Source organism: Microbacterium sp. Leaf436, assembly GCF_001424715.1.
In the GTDB taxonomy this organism is placed as follows: Bacteria; Actinomycetota; Actinomycetes; order Actinomycetales; family Microbacteriaceae; genus Microbacterium.
This window is the reverse complement of record NZ_LMRB01000001.1, coordinates 567,233-586,302: the sequence shown is the minus strand read 5'-3', so window position 1 is coordinate 586,302 and position 19,070 is coordinate 567,233. Positions and strand designations below refer to the sequence as shown.

Annotated in this window: 19 protein-coding genes; 11 read left to right on the top strand and 8 right to left on the bottom strand. The window is 71.0% G+C overall.

All coding sequences use genetic code 11. The annotated features are described in order from the left end of the window. Positions 1–48: 48 nt before the first annotated feature. The gene (locus tag ASG45_RS02820; RefSeq protein WP_055832728.1) at positions 49–879 is read left to right on the top strand and encodes an HAD-IIA family hydrolase; all 831 of its coding nucleotides are present in this window, start codon (positions 49–51) and stop codon (positions 877–879) included. Positions 880–904: 25 nt separating this feature from the next. Further along, the gene (locus ASG45_RS16080; RefSeq protein WP_156458661.1) at positions 905–1,054 is read left to right on the top strand and encodes a hypothetical protein; all 150 of its coding nucleotides are present in this window, start codon (positions 905–907) and stop codon (positions 1,052–1,054) included. A 153-nt stretch (positions 1,055–1,207) separates the two neighbouring features. Here ASG45_RS16080 and pyrE read toward each other — a convergent pair whose 3' ends face one another. Continuing rightward, positions 1,208–1,786 (bottom strand): orotate phosphoribosyltransferase, encoded by a 579-nt coding sequence (gene pyrE, locus ASG45_RS02815; protein ID WP_055832727.1) that lies wholly within the window; start codon positions 1,784–1,786, stop codon positions 1,208–1,210. A 117-nt stretch (positions 1,787–1,903) separates the two neighbouring features. On the opposite strand from pyrE, the gene ASG45_RS02810 reads away from it, so the two are divergent. Beyond that, positions 1,904–2,749 carry an exodeoxyribonuclease III gene (locus ASG45_RS02810; protein WP_055832726.1) on the top strand — a complete coding sequence of 282 codons (846 nt, stop codon included), beginning with the start codon at positions 1,904–1,906 and terminating at the stop codon, positions 2,747–2,749. Positions 2,750–3,001: 252 nt separating this feature from the next. Continuing rightward, complete coding sequence (locus ASG45_RS02805) at positions 3,002–3,427, top strand: YciI family protein (protein WP_055832725.1); 426 nt, start codon at positions 3,002–3,004, stop codon at positions 3,425–3,427. A 171-nt stretch (positions 3,428–3,598) separates the two neighbouring features. Here ASG45_RS02805 and ASG45_RS02800 read toward each other — a convergent pair whose 3' ends face one another. Next, entirely contained in the window at positions 3,599–4,171 is a 573-nt protein-coding gene (locus tag ASG45_RS02800; RefSeq protein WP_055832724.1) for an NADPH-dependent FMN reductase, read from the bottom strand. 143 nt (positions 4,172–4,314) lie between these two features. Between ASG45_RS02800 and ASG45_RS02795 the strand changes: the two genes are divergently transcribed. The 4 genes from ASG45_RS02795 to ASG45_RS02780 all read left to right on the top strand — a co-directional run bounded on the left by ASG45_RS02795 (position 4,315) and on the right by ASG45_RS02780 (position 8,349). After that, positions 4,315–5,574 (top strand): sensor histidine kinase, encoded by a 1,260-nt coding sequence (locus tag ASG45_RS02795; RefSeq protein WP_055832723.1) that lies wholly within the window; start codon positions 4,315–4,317, stop codon positions 5,572–5,574. After that, positions 5,567–6,238 (top strand): response regulator, encoded by a 672-nt coding sequence (locus tag ASG45_RS02790; RefSeq protein WP_055832722.1) that lies wholly within the window; start codon positions 5,567–5,569, stop codon positions 6,236–6,238. The genes ASG45_RS02795 and ASG45_RS02790 overlap by 8 nt, the downstream gene beginning before the upstream one ends. A 111-nt stretch (positions 6,239–6,349) precedes the next feature. Then, entirely contained in the window at positions 6,350–7,234 is an 885-nt protein-coding gene (locus tag ASG45_RS02785) for an ABC transporter ATP-binding protein (protein WP_055833202.1), read from the top strand. Beyond that, positions 7,231–8,349, top strand: coding sequence for an ABC transporter permease (locus ASG45_RS02780; protein ID WP_055832721.1), 1,119 nt, complete (start codon positions 7,231–7,233; stop codon positions 8,347–8,349). The genes ASG45_RS02785 and ASG45_RS02780 overlap by 4 nt, the downstream gene beginning before the upstream one ends. A gap of 87 nt (positions 8,350–8,436) precedes the next feature. On the opposite strand, the gene ASG45_RS02775 is transcribed toward ASG45_RS02780, so the two are convergent. The 3 genes from ASG45_RS02775 to ASG45_RS02765 form a co-directional block, all read right to left on the bottom strand. Beyond that, on the bottom strand, positions 8,437–8,817 hold the full coding sequence (locus ASG45_RS02775) for a VOC family protein (protein ID WP_055832720.1): 381 nt from the start codon (positions 8,815–8,817) through the stop codon (positions 8,437–8,439). Between the two features lie 16 nt (positions 8,818–8,833). Further along, a complete protein-coding gene (locus ASG45_RS02770) occupies positions 8,834–9,541 on the bottom strand; it encodes a hypothetical protein (protein ID WP_055832719.1) in 708 nt (235 codons plus the stop codon). Positions 9,542–9,652: 111 nt separating this feature from the next. Further along, positions 9,653–11,434, bottom strand: a complete 1,782-nt coding sequence (locus ASG45_RS02765; RefSeq protein ID WP_055832718.1) for a glycoside hydrolase family 15 protein — start codon at positions 11,432–11,434, stop codon at positions 9,653–9,655. A 113-nt stretch (positions 11,435–11,547) separates the two neighbouring features. On the opposite strand from ASG45_RS02765, the gene ASG45_RS02760 reads away from it, so the two are divergent. Together ASG45_RS02760 and ASG45_RS02755 are read left to right on the top strand one after the other, a co-directional pair. After that, positions 11,548–12,909 carry a glucose-6-phosphate dehydrogenase gene (locus ASG45_RS02760; protein ID WP_055832717.1) on the top strand — a complete coding sequence of 454 codons (1,362 nt, stop codon included), beginning with the start codon at positions 11,548–11,550 and terminating at the stop codon, positions 12,907–12,909. Positions 12,910–13,163: 254 nt separating this feature from the next. Next, positions 13,164–13,748, top strand: a complete 585-nt coding sequence (locus tag ASG45_RS02755) for a nitroreductase family protein (protein WP_055832716.1) — start codon at positions 13,164–13,166, stop codon at positions 13,746–13,748. Positions 13,749–14,039: 291 nt separating this feature from the next. Here the strand turns inward: ASG45_RS02755 and ASG45_RS02750 are convergent, their stop codons facing one another. Next, positions 14,040–16,238 (bottom strand): ATP-dependent Clp protease ATP-binding subunit, encoded by a 2,199-nt coding sequence (locus ASG45_RS02750; protein WP_082516426.1) that lies wholly within the window; start codon positions 16,236–16,238, stop codon positions 14,040–14,042. 186 nt (positions 16,239–16,424) lie between these two features. Beyond that, on the bottom strand, positions 16,425–17,438 hold the full coding sequence (locus ASG45_RS02745) for a GlxA family transcriptional regulator (RefSeq protein WP_055832715.1): 1,014 nt from the start codon (positions 17,436–17,438) through the stop codon (positions 16,425–16,427). 86 nt (positions 17,439–17,524) lie between these two features. On the opposite strand from ASG45_RS02745, the gene ASG45_RS02740 reads away from it, so the two are divergent. Beyond that, the gene (locus ASG45_RS02740; protein WP_055832714.1) at positions 17,525–17,782 is read left to right on the top strand and encodes a hypothetical protein; all 258 of its coding nucleotides are present in this window, start codon (positions 17,525–17,527) and stop codon (positions 17,780–17,782) included. A 64-nt stretch (positions 17,783–17,846) separates the two neighbouring features. Here the strand turns inward: ASG45_RS02740 and ASG45_RS02735 are convergent, their stop codons facing one another. Next, the gene (locus ASG45_RS02735) at positions 17,847–19,070 is read right to left on the bottom strand and encodes a glycosyltransferase (protein WP_055832713.1); all 1,224 of its coding nucleotides are present in this window, start codon (positions 19,068–19,070) and stop codon (positions 17,847–17,849) included.

Genomic DNA, 19,070 nt, shown 5'->3' with positions numbered 1-19,070 from the left:
CCGCGCTCGTTCCGGCGGCGTGTCGGAGGCCGGGGCTAGGCTGGCCGCATGCGGACCCGAGGCGACATCGAGTGCTGGCTCACCGACATGGACGGCGTTCTCGTCCACGAGAACACCCCGATCGCGGGAGCGTCCGAGTTGCTCGCGCAGTGGCGCTCCGAGGGCACCCCGTTCCTCGTGCTGACCAACAACTCGATCTTCACCCCGCGCGACCTCAGCGCGCGGCTGCGGGCCTCCGGCCTGGTCGTGCCCGAGGCGTCGATCTGGACGTCGGCGCTCGCGACGGCCGACTTCCTCAAGTCGCAGATGCCCGGTGGATCCGCCTTCGTCATCGGCGAAGCGGGTCTGACGACGGCCCTGCACGAAGCCGGGTTCATCATGACCGAGACCGCTCCCGACTACGTCGTGGTCGGTGAGACGCGCAACTACTCGTTCGAGGCCATCACCAAGGCCATCCGTTTCATCCGCGGCGGAGCCCGCTTCATCGCGACGAACCCCGACGCCACGGGCCCGTCGACCGATGGCGTCCTGCCCGCCACGGGGGCCATCGCCGCCCTCATCACCAAGGCGACCGGCAAAGAGCCCTACATCGTGGGCAAGCCGAACCCGATGATGTTCCGCTCGGCGCTCAACCGCATCGGCGCGCACAGCGAGAACACCGGCATGATCGGCGACCGCATGGACACCGACATCGTCGCCGGCATCGAGGCGGGCCTGCACACCGTGCTCGTGCTCACCGGCATCAGCGACCAGCGCGAGATCGAGCGCTACCCCTTCCGCCCCGACGAGATCCTCGGCTCGATCGCCGAACTCGTGCGCCAGGAGCCCCTCGAGACCGACCTCGCCGACGGCGAAGAGGGCCTCGAAGCGGGTCTCTGAGCCGCCCCACCGAGAGGACGACCGCATGGACGACCGCACGCTCTGGCTGATCGTCGCCTTCTTCATCACCCTGGGAACGCTCGTCGCGTTCGTGGTGCAGTGGAGACGATCGCGCCGCGGCGGCGGGGGCCGCGATCCGTTCGATGGGCCGGGGCCGGGAGACGACTCGCCCTGAGGGCGGGATCGAGGCGGCGCGCCGGGTGCCCGGCATCCGTGGGTCGGACCGCGTCAGGAGACAGGCGGCGCCACCGACTCACGCCTCGGCGGCATGTTCGCGTCGTGGGCCCCGCTCTCGTGACGGGCGCGGACGGGCGGCGCGGCGATCCGACTACTGCGGCGCGAGCCCCAAGTCGTCGAGGTCGACCGAGGCGAGCCACTGCAGGCCCTCGGCCTCGATCGCGGCCTGTGCGCCGGTCTTGCGGTCGACGATCACGGCGACGGCCACGACCTCCGCACCCTCGCGGCGCAGCGCCTCGACGGCCTTGAGCGCCGACTGACCGGTGGTGGAGGTGTCTTCGACGACGACGACGCGCTTGCCGACGATGTCGGCCCCCTCGATCTGACGACCGCGGCCGTGGTCCTTCGCCTCTTTGCGCACGACGAACGCGTCGAGCGGACGGCCGGCGTGCACCGACTCGTGCATCACGGCGTTGGCGATGGGGTCGGCGCCGAGCGTGAGCCCGCCGACGGCGACGACGCCGTCGAGGTCTTTGACGAGGTCGAGCACGAGACGCCCGATCGCCGGGGCGGCACGGTGGTCGAGGGTGAGCTTTCGCATGTCGACGTAGTACGTCGCCTTCTTGCCGCTCGAGAGGGTGAAGTCGCCGTGGAACACCGCCTCGTCGGAGATGAGGCGGATGAGCGCCTGACGGTCGGCTTCGAGCTCGGGAGTGGAGGCGGTGGTCACGGCGTCGAGTCTAGAGGGGCGGGCACACGGCGGGCGGGCACGGGGGCGTCGCGGGGTGACCGTGTGGCACCTGTCGCGCGCTCATCGATGTCGGCGCACGAAAGTAGGCTGGATGCCATGCGCCTGGCCACCTGGAACGTCAACTCCATCCGCGCCCGCGTCGCCCGCACCGTCGAGTTCTGCGTGCGCGAGCACATCGACGTGCTGGCGATGCAGGAGATCAAGTGCAAGACCGAGCAGTTCCCCTACGCCGCGTTCGAAGAGGCGGGGTATCACGTCGCCGCGCACGGCCTGAATCAGTGGAACGGCGTCGCGATCGCCAGCCGCGAGCCCCTCGAGGACGTCGAGATCGGATTCCCCGGCATGCCCGGTTTCGAGAAGGGCAAAGAGGGCCCCGATCTTCCCCAGGAAGCCCGGGCCATCGGTGCGACCGTGGGCGGCGTGCGCGTCTGGAGCCTGTACGTGCCCAACGGGCGCGGGCTCGACGACCCGCACTTCACGTACAAGCTCGACTGGCTCGACAAGCTCCGGCAGTACACCGCCGACACCCTCGCGGGCGACCCCGACCTGCCCCTCGCGCTGACGGGCGACTTCAACATCGCGCCCACCGATGCCGACAACGGCGACCCGACGATCGTGCAGGGCGCGAGCACGCACGTCTCTCCCGCGGAGCGGGCGGCGTTCTCCGCCTTCGAGACGGCCGGACTCACCGACGTCGTGCGGCCCCTCCTCCCCACCGGTTACACGTATTGGGACTACAAGCAGCTGCGCTTCCCCCGCAACGAGGGGCTCCGCATCGACTTCATCCTCGGCTCGCGGGCCTTCGCCGACGCCGTGCAGGGCGCCGAGATCCACCGCAACGAACGCAAGGGCGAGGTTCCGAGCGATCATGTTCCCGTGGTGGCCGACCTCGACCTCTCGGGCGCCGACGATGACGACGATCTGCCGATGATCTTCGGCTGAGCGCCGGCTCAGCGGCCATCCGTCCGCTCGGGCGGCGGCGCAGCATCGAACGCGCGCACCGGAATCTTCTCCGTGCCGCCGCGGACTCTGATTCCGGGGCACTCCCGCGATTCCGCGCCGCACCACGTCCGCGGCATCCGGAAATTCTCTCGACCCCTGACGATTCCGCCCGGCGCCGTTCGACGCGATAGTAGGGGAAGGCATTCGCTCCCCTCAGTTCGCTCGCGAGAGCACCCACGAGAAGAGTCCACGATGAAGTTCATGCTGATCATGCGCGGCACCAACGAGGCGTACGCGGCGTACAAAGAGATCCCCTTCGAGCAGGTCATCAACGAGATGGGCGCGTACAACGAGTCCATGATCACCGCGGGCGTGCTCGTCGCCGGCGACGGTCTGGCCGAGGACATGAGCGCCAACTTCGTCGTCGAGTTCGGCGGGGAGGAGCCGGTCGTCACCGACGGCCCGTACGGCGAGACGCACGAGCTGTTCAACGGCTTCTGGATCATCGAGGTGTCGACGCGCGACGAGGCCGTCGAGTGGGCCCGGCGCGCACCGCTCATCGCCGGCAACAAGCTCGAGGTGCGTCGCGTGACCGACGAGACCGACTTCGCGGCGTTCGCCGACAACGAGTACATCCAGAAAGAGGAGGGCTGGCGCGAGGAGCAGTCCTCGCGCTGACCACCGCGGTGAACACCGACGTCTCGCGTCGCGTCGTTCGGGGCGCCTTCTGTGCATCGGGGCGTGCATCGTCCGCCCCAGTGCACAGAACGCGCCCCACACCCCTGACCGCCCCGCGTCGAACGACGGCGGGGCCGGGGCGAACCCCGACCCCGCCGTGATGCCCGATCGTCAGGCCGCGGGGACCTCGGCGGGCGCGGTGCGCTCGATGAGCGTCACGAGCGCCTCGATGATCGATCGGAGGAACGCGGCCGTGCCCTCGTCGGTCACCGTACCGTCGTCCTCGAAGAGGCCGGGGGTCGACTGGATGTAGCCCTCGGGCTGCCCCAGGACGAGGGCGTTGTAGTGCAGGAGCACGGAGCGCAGGTGCTGCTGGCCCGCGGCGGTTGCGACGCCACCCTGCGAGGTGCCGATGACGGCGGTCGGCTTGTCGTTGAACGACGCCTCGCCGTAGGGGCGGGCCGACCAGTCGAGGGCGTTCTTGAGCACGCCGGGGATGGAGCGGCTGTACTCGGGGGTGACGATGAACATGCCGTCTGCGTCTTCGATGGACTTCTTGAACTCCGTCGCCACCTCGGGGAAGTTGCCGTCGTAGTCGGGCGAGTAGAAGGGGAGGTCCTTGATCGGGATCTCCTTCAGGGTCACGCCCGCGGGGGCGACCTTCTCGAGCGCCTTCGCGAGACGGCGGTTGATCGAGGTGCTGGAGATGCTTCCGACGATGTAGCCGATCGTGTACTCGGTCACGGTGATCCTCTCTGGGATGACGGGGGCGCCGAACGCCCAGGTTCATTCACGTGCAAGGATCGTGAACGCCCCGGTATTCCCCGGGTCGCGTGCTCCGTCGCGCGGGGGATGCATGTGCCGCGGCTCACCCCTACCGTGGAGGGATGCCCCGGCTCACCCGCACCCAGCAGCGCAACGACATCGTGCTCGCGGTCGTGCTGCTGCTCGGCGGGCTGCTCAGCGCGGTGCTGTCGTCGGTTTCGGGCATCTACGGCGACCAGCAGGGCTCGCTCGCGATCGCCCTCGGATACGTCGCCGTGCTCGCGATCCCGCTGGCGTTCCGCCGGCGCTGGCCATCGGTGGCGGCGGTCGTCGTCTCGGTCGCGTACTTCTTCGCCGTGACGTTCCGCATTCCCGAGCTGTACGCCGGCAACATCGCGATGTTCATCGCGCTGTACACCGTGGGCGCCTGGGAGCCCCACCGTCGCCGCGCCACGATCGTGCGGGTCGCGATCATCGTCGGCATGTTCGCGTGGCTGTTCGTGGTCATGTTCCAAGACGCCACGCAGCCCGTCGATCCGGCCGTCGAGGGCGCGTTCTCGCGCGCCGGAGCCTTCTCGCCCTTCGTGGCCTACCAGCTGCTGATGATCGGCGTGAACGCCCTCTACTTCGGCGGCGCCTACTACTTCGGCAACCGCACGTTCCAGCAGATGCGTCAGCGCGCCGCGCTCGAGGAGCGTACGGCCGAACTCGAGGCCGAGCGCGAGGTCACGGCGGCGCAGGCCGTCGCCCTCGACCGCGTGCGCATCGCGCGCGAACTGCACGACGTCGTCGCGCACCACGTGTCGCTCATGGGGGTGCAGGCGGGCGTCGCCCGGTCACTGCTCGCCCGAGACCCCGACAAGACGCGCGAGGTGCTGGCGGGCATCGAGGTGTCGGCGCGCACGTCGCTGCACGAGCTGCGTCAGCTGCTCGAGACCCTCCGCACCCCCGGCAGCGAGGCGGCCCCCGACACCGCGCCGACCACGCACGGGTTGACGTCGATCTCGGCGCTGGTCGACGAGGCCTCCGCCGCCGGACTGCCCACCACCCTCACGATCATCGGGAAGCCCACGCGCGATCCGGCACCTCTCGTGCAGGTCAACCTGTACCGCATCGCCCAGGAGGCCCTCACGAACGCACGTCGGCACGCCGGTCCCCGTGCCACCGCCGACGTGCGCCTGCGATTCGATCCGGATGCCATCGAACTCGAGGTCGCGAACACGGGGCGCGCCGGGTCGGCGGCGTCGGGGCTCGGCCAGCTCGGCATGCGCGAGCGCGCGGCCGTCTCGGGCGGAACGATCGACATCGGCCCGCGCTCGCGCGGCGGGTATCTCGTGCGGGTGCGCGTCCCGGTCGTGGACGCCGAGGTGGCGCATGTCTGAGCTGAGGGTGCTGCTGGTCGACGACCACGCGATGATGCGCGCGGGCTTCCGCACCATCCTGTCGCTCGAAGACGACATCACCGTCGTCGGCGAGGCGGCGTCGGGGGTCGAGGCCCTCGCCGCGGCGCGCGCGCTGCGTCCCGACGTGATCTGCATGGACGTGCAGATGCCCGACATGGACGGTCTCGACGCCACACGCCGACTCACCGCCGACCCCGGCTCCGACGCCGCGATCCTCATCGTGACGACCTTCGACCGCGACGACTACCTCTTCGCCGCCCTCGCCGCCGGCGCCAGCGGGTTCCTGCTGAAGAACGCCGGTCCCGAGGAGCTCGTCGCGGCCGTGCGGATCGTGGGTGCCGGCGACGCCCTGCTCGCCCCCGAAGTCACCCGTCGGGTCATCGAACGCTTCGCCACCGGTGCGCCCGAGCCGGCGGCATCCCCTCTTCCGGTCCCCCCGCCCGCTCTCGCCGAGTCCCTCACGGAGCGGGAGTCGGAGGTGCTGCGGCTGGTCGCCGAGGCCCTGAGCAACGCCGAGATCGCCGCCCGCCTGTTCATCGGCGAAGCGACGGTGAAGACGCACGTGTCGAACGTGCTGCAGAAGCTCGGCGCGCGCGACCGCGTGCAGGCCGTGGTGCTGGCGCATCGGCACGGCCTGGCCTGAGCTGCCCCCACCGGTCCCCCGCGAGGGGGAGCCGCCCGACCCTCCCCAGGGCGGAGGCGCCGGACGCCCGCCCTCCGTAGCGTGGGACGCACCGAGGAGAAGGGACGCACCGTGCTCGAGCTGGACGGCATCACCAAGAGGTACGGCGACCGCCGTGTGCTCGACGACGTGAGCTTCGGGGTATCCCCCGGGCGACTCACGGGTTTCGTCGGCGGCAACGGCGCCGGCAAGACGACCACCATGCGCATCGCCCTGGGTGTGCTGGCGAAGGACGGCGGCACGGTGGCGCTGAACGGCGCGCCCCTGACCACCGCCGACCGGCGCCGCTTCGGGTACATGCCCGAGGAGCGCGGGCTCTACCCGAAGATGAAGGTCGCCGAGCACATCGCGTACCTCGCTCGCCTGCACGGCTTCGGCAAGGCCGAGGCGAACGAGAAGGCCACCGCCCTGCTCGAGCGGCTCGGACTCGGCGAGCGCCTCGGCGATCTCGTCGAGACCCTGTCGCTCGGCAACCAGCAGCGCGCGCAGATCGCCGCCTCGCTCGTGCACGAGCCCGACGTGCTCATCCTCGACGAGCCGTTCTCGGGCCTCGACCCGCTGGCGGTCGACGTGGTCGCCGGCGTGCTGCAGGAGAAGGCGGCGGCGGGCGCCGCGGTGCTCTTCTCATCGCACCAGCTCGACGTCGTCGAGCGCCTCTGCGACGACCTCGTCATCATCGCCGGCGGCACGATCCGCGCGGCGGGCACGCGCGACGAACTGCGCGCCCAGCACGCCACCCACCGGTACGAGCTGGTGTCGCGCGGCGACGCCGGCTGGCTGCGCGACGAGCCCGGCATCACGGTGCTCGATTTCGACGGTGGCTACGCCCTGTTCGACGCCGACGACGACAGCGCCGCTCAACGCGTGCTGCAGGGGGCGGTGTCGCGGGGCGACGTCGTCAGCTTCGCGCCCCAGCGTCCCACCCTCGCCGAGATCTTCAAGGAGGTCATCCAGTGAGCACTCCGTCGCCCACTCCCCGTCACGCTCCCAGCGAGCTGCAGAGCGTCTGGCTCGTCGCCGAGCGCGAGATCGGGTCGAAGCTGCGCAGCAAGTCCTTCGTCATCTCGACCGCCATCCTCGTCGTCGCGGCCCTCGCCTCGGTGATCTGGGGCGGGTTCGCCGCCGGCAACGCCAGCGGCAGCGGCATCCCCGTCGCCGTCACCTCCCAGACGCAGAGCGCCGTGTCGAGCCTCGACGGGCTCGAGGTCACCGTCGCCGCCGACGACGGTGCCGCGACCGCCCTCGTCGAGGACGGGACGGTGGATGCCGCCCTGGTCTCGGGCTCGTCGGATGCCGCGTTCGACTACACCGTCGTGGTGAAGGACAGCGTGCCCTCGACGCTGCTGCAGATGCTGAGCGAGACCCCGCCCGTGCAGGAGCTCGAACCGGGTGCGGGAGCGGCGAGCGCGTTGCGTTACCTCATCGCCCTCGGCTTCGGTCTGGTGTTCCTCATCGCCGCCTCGACCTTCGGCGGCACGATCGCGCAGAGCGTGGTGGAAGAGAAGCAGACGCGCGTGGTCGAGATCCTCATCTCGGCGATCCCCGTGCGCACCCTGCTCGCCGGCAAGGTGCTGGGCAACACGGTGCTCGCGATGGCGCAGATCGTGCTGCTGGCGGCCGTGGCCGTCATCGGTCTCGCCGTCACGGATCAGGCCGGGGTGCTGAGCGCCCTCGGGGCACCGATCGCCTGGTTCGCGATCTTCTTCCTCTTCGGGTTCGTGCTGCTGGCGGCGCTGTTCGCCGCGGCGGCCGCGATGGTCTCGCGCCAGGAGGACATCGGCGCCACGACCACCCCCATCACCATGCTGATCATGGCGCCGTACTTCCTGGTGATCTTCTTCAACGACAACCCGGTCGTGCTGACGGTCATGTCGTACGTGCCGTTCTCGGCACCGGTGGGGATGCCGCTGCGCATGTACCTCGGCGACGCACAGTGGTGGGAGCCCGTGCTCTCGCTGCTCATCCTGCTCGTCTCGTGCATCGCGGCCATCGGCGTCGGCTCGCGCATCTACCGCAACTCGCTGCTGCGCATGGGCGCACGCGTCAAGCTGGCGGAGGCGCTGAAGGGCTGATCGAGCGGCTCACGTCGGAGGGGGATGGATGCCAGGGGTTCGGCATCCATCCCCCTCTTCGCGCCGCGCCACCCGGTCTCGGCGCCGTCACTCCTCGAGCACGGCGAGCACGTTGCCCGCCGGGTCGCGGAACCAGGCGATGAGCGGGCCGCCCGCGCGCATGATGCCGCGCTCATCGGTGGGGATATCGGCGTCGGGGTAGATCTTGGTGTCGACGCCGCGGGAACGCAGGTCGTCGACGGCTGCCTCGACGTCGGCGACGGGGAAGTTCAGCACCGTGAACGTGGCGGGCTCGTGATGGGGTTTGCCGTAGACGAGCACGCTCCCGCCCGATCCGAGCTGGAGCGAGAGGAAGCCCGTGTCCTCGAACACCTCCACCGTCAGGCCGAGGGTGGCGGCGTAGAACCGGCGGGCCGCGTCGAGGTCGTCGACGGCGAAACCCGAGAAGGCACCGGCGGGATCGAACATGATCGTGCTCCTTCGTTCAGCGCGCCACGAAGGCCGTGACGCTGTCGGACAGGCGGATCGGGATGCCGTCGATCACCGACCGCACCGGCTCCCCGATCGCGACGGTGAGTTCCTCGTCGACGCCGAAGACCGCGGCCCCCGTCTGCGCGCCGCTCGCGCACCCCGCCGACCACGGACTGTTGTCGGTCGAGGTGAAGGTCGCGATGCAGCGCCCGTCGCCGTCGTCGGGTTGCGCGAGGTAGATGCGGAAGTCGCTCACCGTCGCGATGTAGCGCGTGCTGGCGGGGTCGATGCCGCTGTCGCGCAGGATGTCGGCCGAGATCACGTCTTCGACCGTCTGCGGGAACGTCAGCTCGGGCAGGCTCGCCGCCGCGGGGTCCGGGGTCGCGGCGGTCGAGGGCACGGCCGACAGCCCCGCGCCGATCGCGGCGCCGACGCCGAGCAGGGCGAGGGCGCCGACCGCGGCGAGCGCCCACCGCAGGGCGGGGCGCGGTGGTCGGGCGTCGGCGTCCGCGGGCTCGGCGCCCTCGGGCGCGGCATCCGGGGTCGGGGGGTCTGAGGCATCGGGGTCGCGCCGGGGCGCACGTTCCGGCTCGCCGCTCCCGGCGCGGCGCACCCGCTCTTCGAGCTCGCCGAGACGCTCGATCATGGCCGGCGTCGCGGCGGCGCCGTCGGCACCGTAGACCCGCTCGCGCAGGTGCCGCAGCTCGACGTCGTCGTCCATGCGTTGACTCTAGAGCCGCGCGGGGGCGGCGGGGGCGGGAAGCGGTCTTCCGCGACGTCAGCCCCCGCCGTGCAGGGCGAGGAGCCCGAGCGACCCGACGCCGCGACGAGATCAGGCGCCGGGGCGCGGCGCCGTCGCATCCAGCGCATCGGCCGCCCCCACCAGCGCGAGGTGCGACAGCGCCTGCGGGGTGTTACCGACCTGGTGACCGGTGGTGGGGTCGTACTCCTCCGACAACAGGCCGAGGTCGTTCGCGACGGCGGTGAGCCGGTGCATCAGCGTCACGGCCTCGTCGCGGCGACCGCTGTGCGCGTACTGCCCGACCAGCCAGAAGGAACAGGCGAGGAACGGATGCTCGTCCCCGGTGAGGCCGTCGACACCGGTCGTGCGGTAGCGCAGCAGCCACCCGTCGGGCATGAGCGTCTCTTCCATGCGGGCGACGGTGGCGAGCATGCGGGGGTCGTCGTACGCGCAGAACCCGACCTGGGGCAGCACCAGCAGCGAGGCATCGACCTCGTCGGTGCCGAAGTACTGCGTGAACCATCCGCCCTCGTGCACCCCGTGCGCGTCGATGTCGGCGCGGACCCGATCGCGCAGGGTGCGCCAGGTGTCGACGTCGCCGTCGCGCCCGCCCTCTTCGACGGCGCGGATGCCGCGATCGAACGCCGCCCACACCATCGCCCGCGAGTGGGTGAAGAAGTGCGGCTCGCCGCGCATCTCCCAGATGCCCAGGTCGGGCCGGTCGACCTCGCTCGCGAGCTGGTCGAGCAACGCCCGCTGCAGCGACCACGAGAACGTCGTCTCTTCGACGCCGGCGTTCCGCGCCGCCTCGAGCGCCACCATGACCTCACCGATCACGTCGGCCTGGTACTGGTCGACGGCGCCGTTGCCGATGCGCACGGGGGCGGCTCCCCCGTACCCGGGGAGGCTGGTGATCTCGCGCTCCGGCAGGTCGCGCTCGCCCGCGATGCCGTACATGATCTGCACGTCGGCGGGGTCCCCGGCGATCGCCCTCAGCAACCAGGTGCGCCAGCGCTGTGCGGCGTCGAGGTAGCCGTGGTCGATGTACGCGCTCAGCGTGAGGGCCGCGTCGCGCAGCCAGACGTAGCGGTAGTCCCAGTTGCGCGAGCCTCCGAACGCCTCGGGCAGCGAAGTCGTGGCCGCGGCGACGATGCCGCCCGTCTCGGAGTGCGTGAGCGCCCGCAGCACCATGAGGGAACGGGTGACGAGGGCGGCGTGCGTGCCGGCGGACTGCACGCGGTCGGCCCACGACGACCACCACTCGCGCGTGCGCTCCAGCGCCGCCGACACGTCGAACGACACCGGCGGGTCCTGCCACGACGGCCCCCACGACAGGACCGAGTCGACGCGGTGGCCCGGGCTCGTCGTCCACCGGCCGCGGTGAGCGGTGCCGACGGCGATGAGACGGGGGCCCCGCAGGGTCACGGCGTCGGGGCCGGCGACGGCGAGGATCGCGTGCTCGTCGGCGTGGCCGATCTGCCGCACCCAGGGCACGGCGCGGGCGTAGTCGAAGCGCAGACGCACCTCGCTGACGAAGTCGACCTGGCCCGAGACCCCGACCACGCGGCGGATGACGGCCTCCACCCCCTCGTCGACGGGCATGGCGTCGTACACCTCGGCGACGCCGGTCTCGGTCTCCCAGCGGGTGACGAGCACGAACGTGTCGCCGTCGTACCGACGCGTCGCGCGCGCCTCGGGATCGGCCGGGCGCAACGACCACGCGCCGTGCGACTCGTCGCCGAGCAGCGCGCTGAACATCGAGCCGCTGTCGTACCGCGGCAGGCAGAGCCAGTCGATGCTCCCTCGCGAGGAGACGAGGGCGGCGGACCGGCAGTTGCTGAGGACGGCGTAGTCCTCGATCGGAGTGGTCACCCTCGGATCATGGCAGCAAACACCCGCATCGCACCTCTGGGTTCGATGAGTGGCATCCCTGGGTCATCCGCAAGGGCGGGGCGAGGTCGGAAGGTGTCGCTACGCTGAGCGGCATGGCGGCGGACACCACCCTGATCATCCTGGGCGCTTCAGGCGACCTCACTTCTCGACTGCTCCTCCCGGCCCTGGGCCAATTGCTCGTGCGCGAGCCCGGGCGGTCGGTGCGCCTGCACGGCGCGGGCATGGAGGACTGGACCGACGAGCACTGGCGCGAGGTGGTGCACCGGGCGTTCCAGACGATGGACGCCGAGGCTGCTTTCGACTCGGTCTCGGCCACGACCTACTCCCGAGCCGACATCACGAAGGCCGCCGACCTGCAGCAGCTGCTCGACGACGCCGAGGGGCGTCCGGCGCTGTACTTCGCCGTCCCGCCGGCCGTGGCCGAGAAGTCGTGCCTCGCGCTGAGCGACGTGACCATTCCCGAGGGAACGATCCTCGCGCTCGAGAAGCCGTTCGGCACCGACGAGGCCAGCGCGCACAAGCTCAACCAGCAGCTGGCGACGCTCGTTCCCGAGGACCAGGTCTTCCGCATCGATCACTTCCTCGGGCGTTCCACGGTGCTCAACCTGCTCGGCGCGCGCTTCGCCAACCGCATCATCGAGAGCGTGTGGTCGGCCGACGATATCGCGTCGATCACCGTCGACTTCCCCGAGAAGCTCGGCCTCGAGGGCCGCGCGGGGTATTACGACTCCGCCGGCGCGCTCGTCGACATGATCCAGAGCCACCTGCTGCAGGTCATGGCCTTCGTCACGATGGAGCCGCCCTCCACCCTCGACCAGCTCGACCTGCGCGATGCCACCTCGGCGGTGCTGCGGGCGACCCACGTGCTCGACGACGACCCGGTGAAGAACTCCCGGCGCGCGCGGTACACGGCGGGCGACGTCGGCGACCGCCACTTCGCCTCGTACGTCGACGAGCCGGGTGTCGATGCGTCGCGCGGCACCGAGACACTGGCCGAGATGACCGTCGAGGTGCGCACCGCCCGCTGGCAGGGGGTGCCGATCACACTGCGGTCGGGCAAGGCGCTGGATGCCGGAGACCCGGCCGCGACCGTCACCTTCAAGCCCGTGCGGCACCTTCCCGGCGGCTTCGTCGGCGAGAGCGACCCGTCGGTGCTCGTCTTCTCGCTCGGCCCCGACACGATGAGCCTCGGGCTCAACGTCAACGGCGCCGACGACCCCCTCGAACTCGAGCGCGTGACGCTGGCCGCCGACCTCGGCGTCGGCGGACTGAAGGCGTACGGCGAAGTGCTCTCGGGCATCCTCGACGGCGACGCCATGCTCGCGGTGCGCGCCGACGCGGCCGAGCAGTGCTGGCGCATCGTGCAGCCCGTCATCGACGCGTGGCGCCAGAACCGGGTGCCGCTCGACGAGTACCCGGCCGGTTCCACGGGCCCCGAGTCCTGGAAGCTGTGACGCCGAGGGGCTGAGGTCCCGTCGGGGCACCTCGCCGCGGCGCCGCCGCGTGCACAACGGCGGGGGCCGGGCAGACACGCCGGGGTATCGGCATCCCGAACCGGCGTGTTGCCGCCTGGCCCCGCCGTTGTGCACGGCTGCCGGGACCGAGGCTGGACGACCCATACCGTCACGAGGGAACACGAAAGAGACCGTGTGTGTTCAATGGTGGAGGTCAATGGCGACCGGATCTGTCCCCGTTCTCAGGAGTAGCCATGTCCCTCACCCTCGACCGCACCGCACCCACCGACGCTCCGATCCTCGGCGTGCTCGCCGAGCGTTGGAGCACCCGCATCTTCGACCCCGAGACGCCGATCGACGAGACCGCGCTGCGCTCCGCCCTCGAGGCCGCCCGCTGGGCACCCTCGGGCATGAACCACCAGCCCTGGCGCCTGATCCTCGCCCGTCGCGGTTCGGCGGCGCACGAGAAGATCGTGTCGGCCCTCATGGGCTTCAACCAGGCCTGGGCCCCCGCCGCCGGCGCCCTGCTCGTCGTGCTCGCCGAGCACGAGACCGCCGAGGGCGACGCGCGCCCGTGGGCGCTCTACGACGCCGGCCAGGCCGCCGCGCACTTCACCGTGCAGGCACACGCCGAGGGTCTCGCGACGCACCAGATGGGCGGCTTCGTGGCCGACGACCTGCGTGCCGCCTTCGACATCGAGGCGCGCTTCACCCCCGTCACCGTGATCGCGGTCGGCGCTCTCGGCGACATCGACGCCGCCGAAGAGGGCCTGCGCCAGCGCGAGCTCGCTCCCCGCGAGCGCCGCTCCGTGGCGGAGTCGCTGCTCGTCGACGACTGAGCGTCCCGCCCGTCACGAACGCCCGCCGCACCGGAGACCCCGCCGAGGGTCTTCCCGGTGCGGCGGGCGTTCCTCATGGCGTCGGCGCACGGCCGACGCGCTCTGCCGACGCCCTCTTGTGCATAAACGCTCATCCTGCGCAGAAACGCTCAGCCAGCGCGTTTATGCGCACGAACAGCGTTTATGGGCGAGGGGCCGGGACGCGGAGACCGGCACCGCGCGATGCGGGGCCGACCGCACACGAGAGGGGGATGCCGCGCACCGCGCGCCGCATCCCCCTCTCGCATTCGACTACTCGACGATCTCGGCCTCGATCACGTCGTCGTCGCCCGTCTCGGGCTGGGCGGGGCCCGCGCTCGCCAGCACGAGCGAGTCGCCGTCGCTCGCCACGTCGACCCGCACCACATCGCCGTCGCGCACCGTGCCGGCGAGGATCGCCATTGCGAGGCGGTTCTGGATCTCGGTCTGGATCAGGCGACGCAGCGGCCGGGCGCCGTACACCGGGTCGTACCCGCGTTCGGCGAGCCACGAGCGGGCATCGGGCGTGACCGCGAGGGACAGCCGGCGCTCGCGCAGTCGCTTGTGCAGGGCATCGACGGCGAGTTCGACGATCTGCGCCAGGTCGTCCTGGCTCAGGGCCTGGAAGATGACGATGTCGTCGAGGCGGTTCACGAACTCGGGCTTGAAGGCCTGGCGCACCAGCGCCTGCACCTGCTCGTGCTTGGTCTCGATCGACAGCGTCGGGTCGATGAGGATCGGCGAGCCGAGGTTCGAGGTGAGCACCAGGATGACGTTCGTGAAGTCGACCGTGCGGCCCTGGCCGTCGGTCAATCGACCGTCGTCGAGCACCTGCAGCAGCACGTCGAACACCTCGGGGTGCGCCTTCTCGACCTCGTCGAGCAGCACGACGCTGTAGGGACGACGGCGCACGGCCTCGGTGAGCTGGCCCCCCTGCTCGTACCCGATATACCCCGGAGGGGCACCGACGAGGCGCGAGACGGAGTGCTTCTCGCCGTACTCCGACATGTCGATGCGCACCATGGCGTGCTCGTCGTCGAAGAGGAAGTCGGCGAGCGACTTCGCCAGCTCGGTCTTGCCGACACCGGTCGGGCCGAGGAACAGGAACGATCCGACCGGACGGTTCGGGTCGCTGATCCCGGCGCGCGAGCGGCGGACGGCGTCGGACACCGCCTTCACGGCATCGCGTTGCCCGATCAGGCGCTTGCCGAGCTCGCGCTCGAGGTGCAGCAGCTTCTCGGTCTCGCCCTGCAGCAGGCGCCCGACCGGAATGCCGGTCCAGGCGGCGATGACCGCCGCGATGTCCTCGTCGGTGACCTGATCGTTGACCATCCGGTCGCCGGTGGGCTCCTCGCGCTCGGCGGCCATGAGCTCGCGCTCGAGCGCCGGGATCTCGGCGTACAGCAACCGCGACGCGCGTTCGAGGTTGCCCTCGCGCTGGGCGCGCTCGGCATCCACGCGCGCCGAGTCGAGACGGGTCTTCAGGTCGCCGACGCGGTTGAGCGAGGCGCGCTCGCGCTCCCACCGGGCCTGCAGCTCGTCGAGTTTGGCCTGCTCGCCGGCGAGGGTGTCGCGGAGCGTGGCGAGACGCTCCTTCGAGGCCGCGTCCTTCTCTTTCTTCAGCGCGAGCTCTTCGAGCTTCAGGCGATCGACGTGTCGGCGCAGCTCGTCGATCTCGAGGGGCGCGGAGTCGATCTCCATGCGCAGACGCGAGGCCGCCTCGTCGATCAGGTCGATGGCCTTGTCGGGCAGCTGGCGCGCGGGGATGTAGCGGTTCGACAGCGACGCTGCGGCGACCAGCGCCGCATCGGCGATGGCGACCTTGTGGTGCGCCTCGTAACGCTCCTTCAGGCCGCGGAGGATCGCCACGGTGTCTTCGACCGTGGGCTCGCCGACGTACACCTGCTGGAAGCGGCGTTCGAGAGCGGCATCCTTCTCGATGAACTCGCGGTACTCGTCGAGCGTGGTCGCGCCGATCAGCCGCAGCTCGCCGCGGGCGAGCATGGGCTTGAGCATGTTGGATGCCGCGACCGAGCCCTCGCCGCCGCCCGCGCCCATGAGCACGTGCAGCTCGTCGATGAACGTGATGACGCGCCCATCGGACTCGGTGATCTCTTTCAGGACGCTCTTCAGTCGCTCCTCGAACTGGCCGCGGTACATCGCGCCGGCGACGAGCGCCGAGATGTCGAGCGACACGAGTTCTTTGTTCTTGAGACTCTCGGCGACGTCGCCCGCGACGATGCGCTGCGCGAGCCCCTCGACGACGGCGGTCTTGCCGACACCGGGTTCGCCGATGAGCACGGGGTTGTTCTTCGTGCGGCGGGTCAGCACCTGGCTGACGCGGCGGATCTCGCCGTCGCGCCCGATCACGGGGTCGAGCTTGCCCTGGCGGGCACGGTCGGTGAGGTTGATGCCGAACTGCTCGAGGGCGCTCCGCGCGTCCTCCTGCCCCGGCTGTGGCGTGGCGTTCATGTGTTCTCCCAAAATCTGTTCGCGGTCTCAAAAACTTGAGTTGCGTGGACTCAAGTTTAGCAGTGCACCGGCGTGAGAACAATGGATGCCGCGGCACAGGCGGTAGCGCGGACGCGGGCGCGGCGTGAGAGCGGGCGCGGGCAGCGCGGGAGCGGTGGCGGTGTGAGAGCGGGCGCGGCGCGGCCCTCAGGCCGGAATCGGTTCCGCCACCGCCGGAGCCGATACGGTCGCGGAGGCGACTCGCTCATCGGCGTTGCACGAGAAACGCGCGCGGTAGGCGGTCGGGGTGAGTCCCATCGCTCGGGCGAAGTTCTGGCGCAGCACCGCCGCCGAACCGAAGCCGCACTCGGCGGCGATGCGGTCCAGCCCCAGATCGGTCTCTTCGAGCAGTCGCTGCGCGTGCAGCAGGCGTTGGCGCGCGAGCCAGGCCGCGGGCGTGGCGCCGAGATCCGCCTTGAAGCGGCGGGCGAAGGTGCGCGGGGACATGTGCGCGCGTGCCGCGAGTCGATCGACCGAGAGCTCGGCATCCAGGTTCTGCAGCATCCACTCGGTCACCGGAGCCAGCGAGAGCGACGAGTCGATCGGGATCGGCGAGGCGATGAACTGCGCCTGGCCCCCGTCGCGCTGCGGCGCGACGACCATGCGTCGCGCAATACGGTTGGCGAGCTCCGAACCGAGCTCCTGGCGCAGTAAGTGCAGGCACGCGTCGAGTCCCGCGGCGGTTCCGGCGCTCGTAACGATGTTGCCCGACTGCACGTAGAGCACGTCGGGGTCGACCTCGATCTCCGGATACATCCGCGCCATGACATCGGCGTAACGCCAGTGCGTCGTGGCGCGCTTTCCGTCGAGCACCCCGGCGGCGGCGATGACGAACGACCCGCTGCACACGCTCAGCAACCAGGCGCCACGGGCATGGGCGGCGCGCACCACCTCGACCACGCGCGGGTCGACGGTGCCCCACTGATCCCGCGGGATGGGGGCGAGAACCAGGATGTCGACGTCGGACGCCGCCTCGAGACCGAGATCGACGTTCACCGAGAAACCGATGTTCGAGGGCACGACCCCGGGTTCGGGCGCGACGATGCGGAAGTCGAAATTCGGGATGCCGTCGTCGCTGCGGTCGAGGCCGAAAGCTTCGCACGCGAGGCCGAACTCGAACGGGGCGAAGCCGGGCTGGATGACGACGGCGACCGAGCGCATGCGAACCTCCGGTGTGGCAGAAATATGACGAACACCGTCCATCATGCCACTCGTGACACTTTCCCTCTACTCGTAGCGTCTCTGCCATGGCTTACTTCATCGCCCTCGGCATCCTCTCGCTCGCCGGCATCGTCGGCACCGTGTGGCTCGTGCGGACCGACGGGTACGGGCGCATCCCCACCGACCCCTCGCGCGTCGCCCCGTCGGCGCCCCGTTCGGCCCGCTCGCGGGAGAAGACGGTCCAGGCCGCTCCCGCGGTCGAAGCCGCACGCCCGAGCATGCACGTCACCCTGCCGTCGGCCTCGACGGCGACCGCTCCGCTGCGCATCGTGGGAACGGAGTGACCCGACGACGCGGCACACGCCGCCCCGGCGCGGCCGAGGCTCGGCGGGCGTGGGATCCGCCGGGTCAGCGCCCCGCGGCGACCGCCCGCTCGTACACGGCGACCATCGCCGCCGTGCGCGACGACTGGCGGAACCGCTCCGCGACGCTCGCGTCGGGCGTGACCGGCGACCCGGCGGCGATGTCGGCGGCCGAGCGGCGGAGGGTCTGCGAGAGCGCCGCGACCGTGGCATCCGGAACCGTCCAGATCCCGGCGCCGAGCTCGGCGCCGATGTCGGGGTCGCTGACGACGGCGGGGGTGCCGAGCGAGGCGGCCTCGAACACCGTCATGCCCTGCGTCTCGAAGCCGATCGACGTCTGCACCACGGCGTCGGCGTCGGCGAGCCGGCGGAGGGTCTCGGCGTACGACAGGCGTCCCGCGAACGTGACGGATGCCACCGGCGCCCGGCGCTCGATCAGCCGCTGCGCGGCACGGAGCTGACCGCCGCCGCCGATGATCTCGACCTCGGCGTCGATCCCCGACTCGGCGACCGCCTCGAGGAAGGGGAGCAGGCGCTTCTCGGGGCTCATGCGGCCGAGCCAGACGAAACGCGGACGGCCCGGGCGACGCTCGGTGGGTCCGGCCGCGAGGGCGGCGTCGAGCGCGTCGTCGTCGATGCCGTTCCAGATCACGTCGACCGCGTCGGCGACACCGTGCCGTTCCAGACGACGCGCGAAGTGACCCGAGGGGGCGGTCACGGCGCGGGACACCGCGGCCAGACGGCGAAGGTACGCCCAGCCGTCGATGTCGCTGCCGGCCGGTGCGATATCGCGTCCCGCCGCCGGCGCGGCGACCTGTCGCGGCAACGCGCGTCGCGCCCACGCGTTCAGCGCGCGCAGTACCAGGCCCGGGAACGGGGCGGTCGCCTCGATGCCCACGTCGACGCGGTTGTGCATCGTGTGCACGACGGGCAGGCCGTGCCGCGCCGCGAAACGGTGCCCGATGTACGCGCCCCAGAAGTCGGCCTGCACGTGCACGACGTCGACCGGCAGGCGCGCGCCCATCTCGGAGTCCACGAACCGGTCGGTCCGGGCACCGGGCCAGGTGAGCGCGTACTCGCGATCGAGCGTGAGGGGGATCGAGGGCAGGTCGAGGTAGGCGGTGTCGTCGGGCGCAGGGCGGTGCAGGCGCGGAGCGACGACGGTGACGACGTGGCCCGCGCGCTCGAGGAAGCGCTTCTGCAACCGCATCGACACCTGCGCGCCGCCCAGCGACTCGAGGTGCTGGTCGGCGAACATCACGACGTGCAC